Source organism: Luteibacter sp. P4_E6, assembly GCF_056401535.1.
The window spans coordinates 1-6698 of record NZ_JBFUJE010000210.1 but is presented as its reverse complement, the minus strand read 5'-3'; the positions used below and the strand labels follow the sequence as shown (position 1 = coordinate 6698).

Here is a 6698-nt window from a genome sequence, read left to right as displayed (position 1 = left end):
GTATCGATCAGTGGGCCGCCCAGAAGGGCATGGGCCTGACCGGATTGATCGTCTTCGCCTCGGTCTTCGGCATGGGCGGTGCCTTCATCTCACTGGCCATCTCCAAGTGGATGGCGAAGATGACCACCGGTGCCAAGGTGATCACGCAGCCGGCCAACGAAACCGAACGCTGGCTGGTCGACACCGTGCGCCGCCATGCCGAGAAGGCAGGCATCGGCATGCCCGAGGTGGCTGTCTACGACGCCCCGGAGATGAACGCCTTCGCCACTGGCATGACGCGCAACAACGCGCTCGTGGCGGTCAGCAGCGGCCTGCTCCAGCAGATGGACCGGGAACAGGTCTCGGCGGTCCTCGGCCATGAGATCGGCCACGTCGCCAACGGCGACATGGTGACCCTGACCCTGATCCAGGGCGTCCTCAACACGCTGGTTATCGTGCTGGCCCGTGTGGTCGGCCGCGTGGTCGACAGCTGGATGAGCGGCGGTCGCGAGCGCGACGGCGAGGGCGGCATCGGTTATTTCGTCGTGGTCATGGTCCTGCAGATCGTCTTCGGCCTGTTCGCGTCGATCATCGTTTCGTGGTTCTCCCGCTGGCGTGAGTTCCGCGCCGATGCGGCCGGCGCCAACCTGGCTGGCCGTGCCTCCATGATCTCGGCCCTGCAGCGCCTGTCGGCCAATCACGGCGACACCAGCCTGCCGCAGACCATCCAGGCCTTCGGCATCTCCGGCCACCTGGCCAGCGGGTTCAAGCGCCTGTTCATGAGCCACCCGCCCATCGAGCAGCGCATCGCCGCCCTGCAGGCCGCCAAGTAAAACAATGTGGGAGCCGCCGGTCTTTTTTCAGGGTCGTGCCGCCCCCATAATCGGGGGCTATCCACCCTGAAGGAACGGCACCGTGAGCCAGGAAACACGTAAGTTCGAAGCCGAGGTCGCCCAGGTCCTGCACCTGGTCACCCATTCCCTCTACTCGCACAAGGAAATCTTCCTTCGCGAGCTCATTTCCAACGCCTCCGACGCCTGCGACAAGCTGCGCTTCGAGGCGGTCGGCAACCCCGACCTGACCTCCGACGACCCGGAACTCCGTATCCAGATTTCCTGGGATCCGGAGGCGCGCACCGTGAGCGTGCGCGACAACGGCATCGGCATGAGCAAGGACGAAGTCGTCGCCAACATCGGCACGATCGCCAGCTCGGGCACCCGTCGTTACCTCGAAGCCCTTTCCGGCGAGCAGAAGGCCGACGCGCGCCTGATCGGCCAGTTCGGCGTCGGCTTCTATTCCGCCTTCGTCGTGGCCGACAAGGTCACGGTCATCAGCCGTCGCGCGGGCGAGCCGACCGAAGCCGGCGTGCGCTGGGAAAGCGATGGCAAGGGCGAATACACGCTCGAGGACATGAATGTCACCGAGCGCGGCACCACCGTCGTGCTGCACCTGAAGGCCGACGAAGACGAGTTCCTGAAGTTCTGGACGCTGCGTGCGGCCGTGACCAAGTACTCCGACCACGTGGCTTTCCCGATCCGCATGCCGGCCGAGAAGGATGGCAAGCCCGATCCGACCGAGTGGCAGACGATCAACTCGGCGTCGGCCCTGTGGAGTCGTCCCAAGAGCGAGATCACGGACGAGGAATACCAGAACTTCTACAAGGCGCTCGGTCACGACTTCAACGACGCGCTGGCCTGGACGCATAACCGCGTCGAAGGCAGCCAGAGTTTCACCACGCTGCTCTACGTGCCGGAACAGCCGCCGTTCGACCTGATGATGGGCGGCCGTGAAGAGCGCAAGGGCCTCAAGCTCTACATCAAGCGCGTCTTCATCATGGACGCCGCGGAAGAATTGCTGCCGAACTACCTGCGCTTCGTGCGTGGCGTGGTCGATGCCGACGACCTGCCGCTCAACGTCAGTCGCGAAATCCTCCAGCAGAACCGCCAGCTCGAGCGCATCAAGGCCGCCTGCACCAAGCGCGTGCTGGACCTTCTCGAGAAGGTGTCGCGCGATGAGCCGGAGAAGTTCGCGACGTTCCTCGCCGGCTTCGGCAACACGCTGAAGGAAGGCATTGTCGAAGACACCGCCAACCGCGATCGCATCGCCAAGCTGCTGCGCTTTGCATCGACCAAGGGCGACGGCCAGGCGAAGACGGTTTCGTTCGACGATTACATCGGCCGCATGGGCGAAGGCCAGGACACCATCTGGTACGTCACCGCGGACAGCTACGCCGCCGCCGCCGGCAGCCCGCAGCTGGAAGCGCTGAAGGCCAAGGGCATCGAAGTGTTGCTGATGTCCGACCGCGTCGACGAGTGGATGCTCGGCTACCTCACCGAATACGACGGCAAGCGCCTGCGCAACGTGTCCAAGGGCGAGTTCCCGCTCGACGAGGCTGACAAGGCGAAGCAGGAAGCGGCGTCCGTTGAAGCCGCCCCGCTGATCGAGCGCACGAAGACCCTGCTCGGTGATCGCGTCGGCGACGTTCGCGTCTCCGCGCGTCTCACCGATTCGCCGTCGTGCCTCGCGCTGGCCGACTTCGACCTCGCGCCGCACCTTGCCCGCCTGTTGCGTGAAGCCGGGCAGGATGTGCCAGAGTCGAAGGCCGTGCTCGAGTTGAACCCCGAGCATCCGCTGGTCAAGCGCCTCGCCGCCGAGACCGACGATGCCAAGGCCGGTGACATCGCCGGACTGCTCCTGGAACAGGCCGAGATCACCGCCGGCGCCCAGCTCGCCGATCCCGCCGCCTTCGTCCAGCGCATGAACCGCGTCCTCCTCGGCTAAATGTGGGAGCCGCTTCAGCGGCGATGCTCTATGTAGGAGCCGATTCATCGGCGAGTGGGTGCTCGCGTCAACCTTCAACGGCTGCGCTTGCCCCATCGCCGCTGAAGCGGCTCCCACACAGAGCCTGCTATCGTCGTCTCCCATGTCAGCCCTGCTTATTCTCTTCGCCTGCCTCGCCCTAGGCATCCTGTGCCGGCGCTTCGCCACGTTGCCCGAAGGCATCGTCCCCGGCATCAACTGGTGGGTGCTCAACATCGCCTTGCCGGCCCTCGTGCTGGCGCTCGTTCCGCACGTCACGATCGATGCGCGGCTCTGGTTCCCGGTCGTCGGCATGTACGTCACGTTCTTCGGGGCATGGGCACTGTTTGCCACACTCGGCCGGATTTTCGCGTGGTCGCCTGCGCGGGTCGGCTGCCTGACCCTGGTCTGCGGCCTCGGCAATACCTCGTTCATGGGCTATCCGATGATGGAAGCCCTGCATGGCAAGGCGGGGCTTTCCGTAGCGGTCATCGCCGACCAGCTCGGTTGCTTTCCGATGCTGGCAGCAGGCGGCATCGTGGTGGCGTCGTTGTACTCGGGCCGGGGTGCGAGCGTGGCTGCCATCGTGCGCCGTGTGCTGACTTTCCCAGCCTTCGTCTGCCTGGTGATCGGCGTGGTCGTCGGGCTGCTGGGCGGGTGGCCCGCGGGCATCGAGAAAGTGATGCTGCAGATCGGCTCGACATTGACACCGCTGGCGCTGTTCTCGGTCGGCCTTCAGTTCCGTCTGCACCTCCAGCGCGATCAGCTGGGTGCGCTCGTCACCGGGCTGGGTTGGAAGCTGGTGTTGGCGCCGCTGGTGGTGTTTGGCATCGGTATCGCCGCGGGCCTCAGTGGCCTGACCCTTACGGTCGGCGTCCTGCAGGCTGCCATGGCGCCGATGATCTCCGCGGCGATCCTGGCCGACCAGTACGACCTCGAGCCCCTTCTGGCGAACACCGTCCTTGGCGCCGGCATCCTGCTCTGCCTGATCACGGTGCCATTGGGCAACCTATTGCTGCCTGCGGGCTGAGGCTTGGCTTTGCGCCGCTGCGACCTCACACTTTCCCCATGACCGAAACCCCGACGATCCCTGGCGTGCGTGCCGATGTGTGGCTCTGGGCCGCCCGCTTCTTCAAGACCCGCGCGTTGGCCAAGGAAGCGATTGTCGGCGGCAAAATCGAGCTCAACGATGCCGCGTGCAAGCCGGCGAAGACGGTGCAGATCGGCGACCACCTGAAGATCACGAGGGGCGACGAGCGCTTCGTGGCGGTCGTCGCCGCGCTGTCCGAAAAGCGTGGTCCGGCGCCAGAGGCGCGCAAGCTCTACACCGAAACCGAAGAGAGCATCGCCGAACGCGAGCGTCAGCGCGAGGATCGCCGGCTCACTGGCGGCGCCTTGCTTCGCCCCCACGGTAAGCCGGACAAGCACGCACGCCGTTTGATCCAGGACCTGAAGAAGACGCTCTGACCATGCTCGTTCCCACCGACATCGTGCCGGGACGGCTGCTCAGTCGTCATGGACGCACGCGTGGCCATCGTCTCCTGCAAGCGATCGGCAGGCTGTTTCCGTCGTTCGCGATGCGATCCGGCACGGCGCTCGACCTGCACCAGTACGGCATCGTCGTGCGCCGTGCCGCGCAGCGAAGAATCGTCTTCGTGCCGTTCATGGCGATGGCCGATCTCCACCTCTATCGCACGGGTCGGCGACTGTCCGGGCCGGCCGATGCGCTCGCATTTCGCCGTGGTCCGGACGATCCGTGGGTCGACGTGCTCGACGACCATGGCGACGCATTCCATCTGCGCGGCGAAATCATCGGCGGCCAGTTGCGTGAGCGCGGCCCCCTGGCGTTGCGCACGCTGGAAGCCGGCGAGGTGCTGACGTTCCACGCCGTCACGCACGCCGTCGTTCGATTGAGCAGCGTGGGTGTCGATATCGACGGGCAGCACTTTTCCATCGCGGACATCGCGAAGCTCGACGAAGGTGGTCCGGACGGTTCGTTGCGACTGTTGGACGCTTACGGCCACACGCTGTGGAGCGTGCACACGCTGTCGCTGTTCAGTGCGGATCTTTTTGTTGTGCTGATGCGCACGATGATCGAAGCGCACCAATATGGCATCACACAAAAAAGGCCAGGTCCGGCGCCCTGAGCGTCGGCGACGGTCCGGCTAGTGGGGCCTGCATCACGGTACGCCTACCGAGAATTGGCCTTTACTTGTCTGCTCGACGGTTGTGGTGTTCAATCGACGGACGCCGGCATGGCGATCCAATCATCAGGGAACAAGGACAGTATGATGTTTTACGCTCCTCGTAATGCGAGCGCTCGTATGCGCTCCTTGCTCTACTTTGGCTTGGGAGTCGCATTCCTGTGCCTGGCGCCGGCCGCTCACGCATACGCCGGCGAATCATCGGGCACACCGGCGGTACCCGAGAGCACCGCCCCAGCAGGCGGCGGCGCTCTGCCGGTTCCGTACACCCCCGAAGAATCGACCCAGCTTTGCGAAGCCAACTTCACAGAAGTGCCCGATTTCATCGGTGGGACGCTGCCCGTATACGGTACCTGGACACTCACATCGTCCGGCGAAGACACGCACGGCGCCATAGCTCGCCTCAAGGCGTTCCTTGGCAAGATACCCGACACCAGGATCGCGCACGAGGAATACCGCGGTTCGAAGGGCATTGTGGATATCATCGCGCTTGGCCCCATGTTTGCCGAACCGTCGAAAGTGACGGTGCCGCGTTACGCTCCACTTGAGATGCGTGTCGAGTTCGATGGGGAAATGGGYGCGACATCGCTGGTGATCCGCCCTTGGCGAAAGCAACAAGGCACGCGGGACATACTCAAATACGCAGCTTGCTCCATGCTCGCTGCCGCCGCGACAGGCAAGATGCCCGCGCTACCGGAACAGCTCAAAAAGACACCCATGTTCAACAATCCGTTCAAGAAGAACGTGGATCCACAGTTTGGCGACGAGGGCGAGCGCAGCCGTCAGGGCAAGGACGCACTCTTCCAGCGCGCGGAGCACGCGGGCAAGGCGTTCGTCGTCATGCCCGTATTGCGATTTCTCAAGAAGTACCCTGACATGAGCGTCGACCAGCTCCGCGAGGAACAACTGGTCAATTTCTGGCTGGATCACACAGCGATGGTTGAGTGGCGGCGTGCGGATGATCCCGCCGCAATGATTCGTGTCGGCGCTACCTGGAGCATGATCGAGCGTGGCCTGGATGGCTATGTTTACGCGTTATCCAGAAACGGCAAATCCGACTACACGATCTTTATCGTCGATCCTGGCGCCTATGAACTAAAAGGGACGAGTACCGAAGTCCGTCGCGCGCCGATGCCGGACATGAGCGCAAAGGCGTGGTCCGACAGGCCGTCTATCGGCACCGCCTCATTCAAGGCGACAAAGGATACTGAGTACTACAAGACGCAAGTGTGGCAGGACGCCAAATACCAGACCAAAACCTATACCGAGACGTATTGCGCGCTCATGAGCGCAACGACGGGGGGGTGCATGGGCTTCGACGTGGCGACCCGCAAGTACGCGGAACAAGTGGATTCTGCTGGCTACAAGGAAGTGGAGCTCGATAAGCAGGTGGGCGGCCTGGTCGTAACGACTGAACTCTCTCGTCCGTTTGCGACGTTCAAGGTGGGCAAGGGCGACGTCGTTTTCGCGGACGGATTCATCCTCGACGGTGCCAGCGTTGCCGTCGATCATGACGCCTGCAAGCAGACGAGCGAGGATGTGGCTAGCTGTAGCATGAAGACGTTCAATCTGATTCGGGTGCCGATCAAGGCCGAGAACATCGCAGAGTGGCAGGGCGACCGGATCGGCGTTCCGTCATTAGCCGCATTGTTCGCCAGGGCAAAGCCGGCAGCGATAACCGTGGCATCTGGCACCTCCGCGCTTCCGGAAAAACCC

The 6698-nt window shown here is 63.7% G+C and carries 6 protein-coding genes; all 6 read left to right on the top strand.

The window, feature by feature from the left end; genetic code table 11:
- Nucleotides 1-812 (top strand): protease HtpX (gene htpX, locus AC1DT2_RS13255; RefSeq protein ID WP_477296746.1); only part of this gene is annotated, 812 nt, incomplete at its 5' end.
- 82 nt (nt 813-894) lie between these two features.
- Complete coding sequence (gene htpG, locus AC1DT2_RS13250; protein ID WP_477296745.1) at nt 895-2760, top strand: molecular chaperone HtpG; 1866 nt, start codon at nt 895-897, stop codon at nt 2758-2760.
- A gap of 142 nt (nt 2761-2902) precedes the next feature.
- Complete coding sequence (locus tag AC1DT2_RS13245) at nt 2903-3808, top strand: AEC family transporter (RefSeq protein WP_477296744.1); 906 nt, start codon at nt 2903-2905, stop codon at nt 3806-3808.
- A gap of 38 nt (nt 3809-3846) precedes the next feature.
- A complete protein-coding gene (locus tag AC1DT2_RS13240) occupies nt 3847-4245 on the top strand; it encodes an RNA-binding S4 domain-containing protein (protein ID WP_063571358.1) in 399 nt (132 codons plus the stop codon).
- A gap of 2 nt (nt 4246-4247) precedes the next feature.
- Entirely contained in the window at nt 4248-4925 is a 678-nt protein-coding gene (locus AC1DT2_RS13235; protein ID WP_063571357.1) for a hypothetical protein, read from the top strand.
- 108 nt (nt 4926-5033) lie between these two features.
- On the top strand, nt 5034-6698 hold a 1665-nt coding region (locus AC1DT2_RS13230; protein WP_477296742.1), incomplete at its 3' end, for a hypothetical protein.

Bases quoted from the DNA above. Each gene is read 5' to 3' on its own strand.
- AC1DT2_RS13245 (WP_477296744.1), top strand. From the start codon at position 2,903: ATGTCAGCCCTGCTTATTCTCTTCGCCTGCCTCGCCCTAGGCATCCTG.
- AC1DT2_RS13240 (WP_063571358.1), top strand. From the start codon at position 3,847: ATGACCGAAACCCCGACGATCCCTGGCGTGCGTGCCGATGTGTGGCTC.
- AC1DT2_RS13235 (WP_063571357.1), top strand. From the start codon at position 4,248: ATGCTCGTTCCCACCGACATCGTGCCGGGACGGCTGCTCAGTCGTCAT.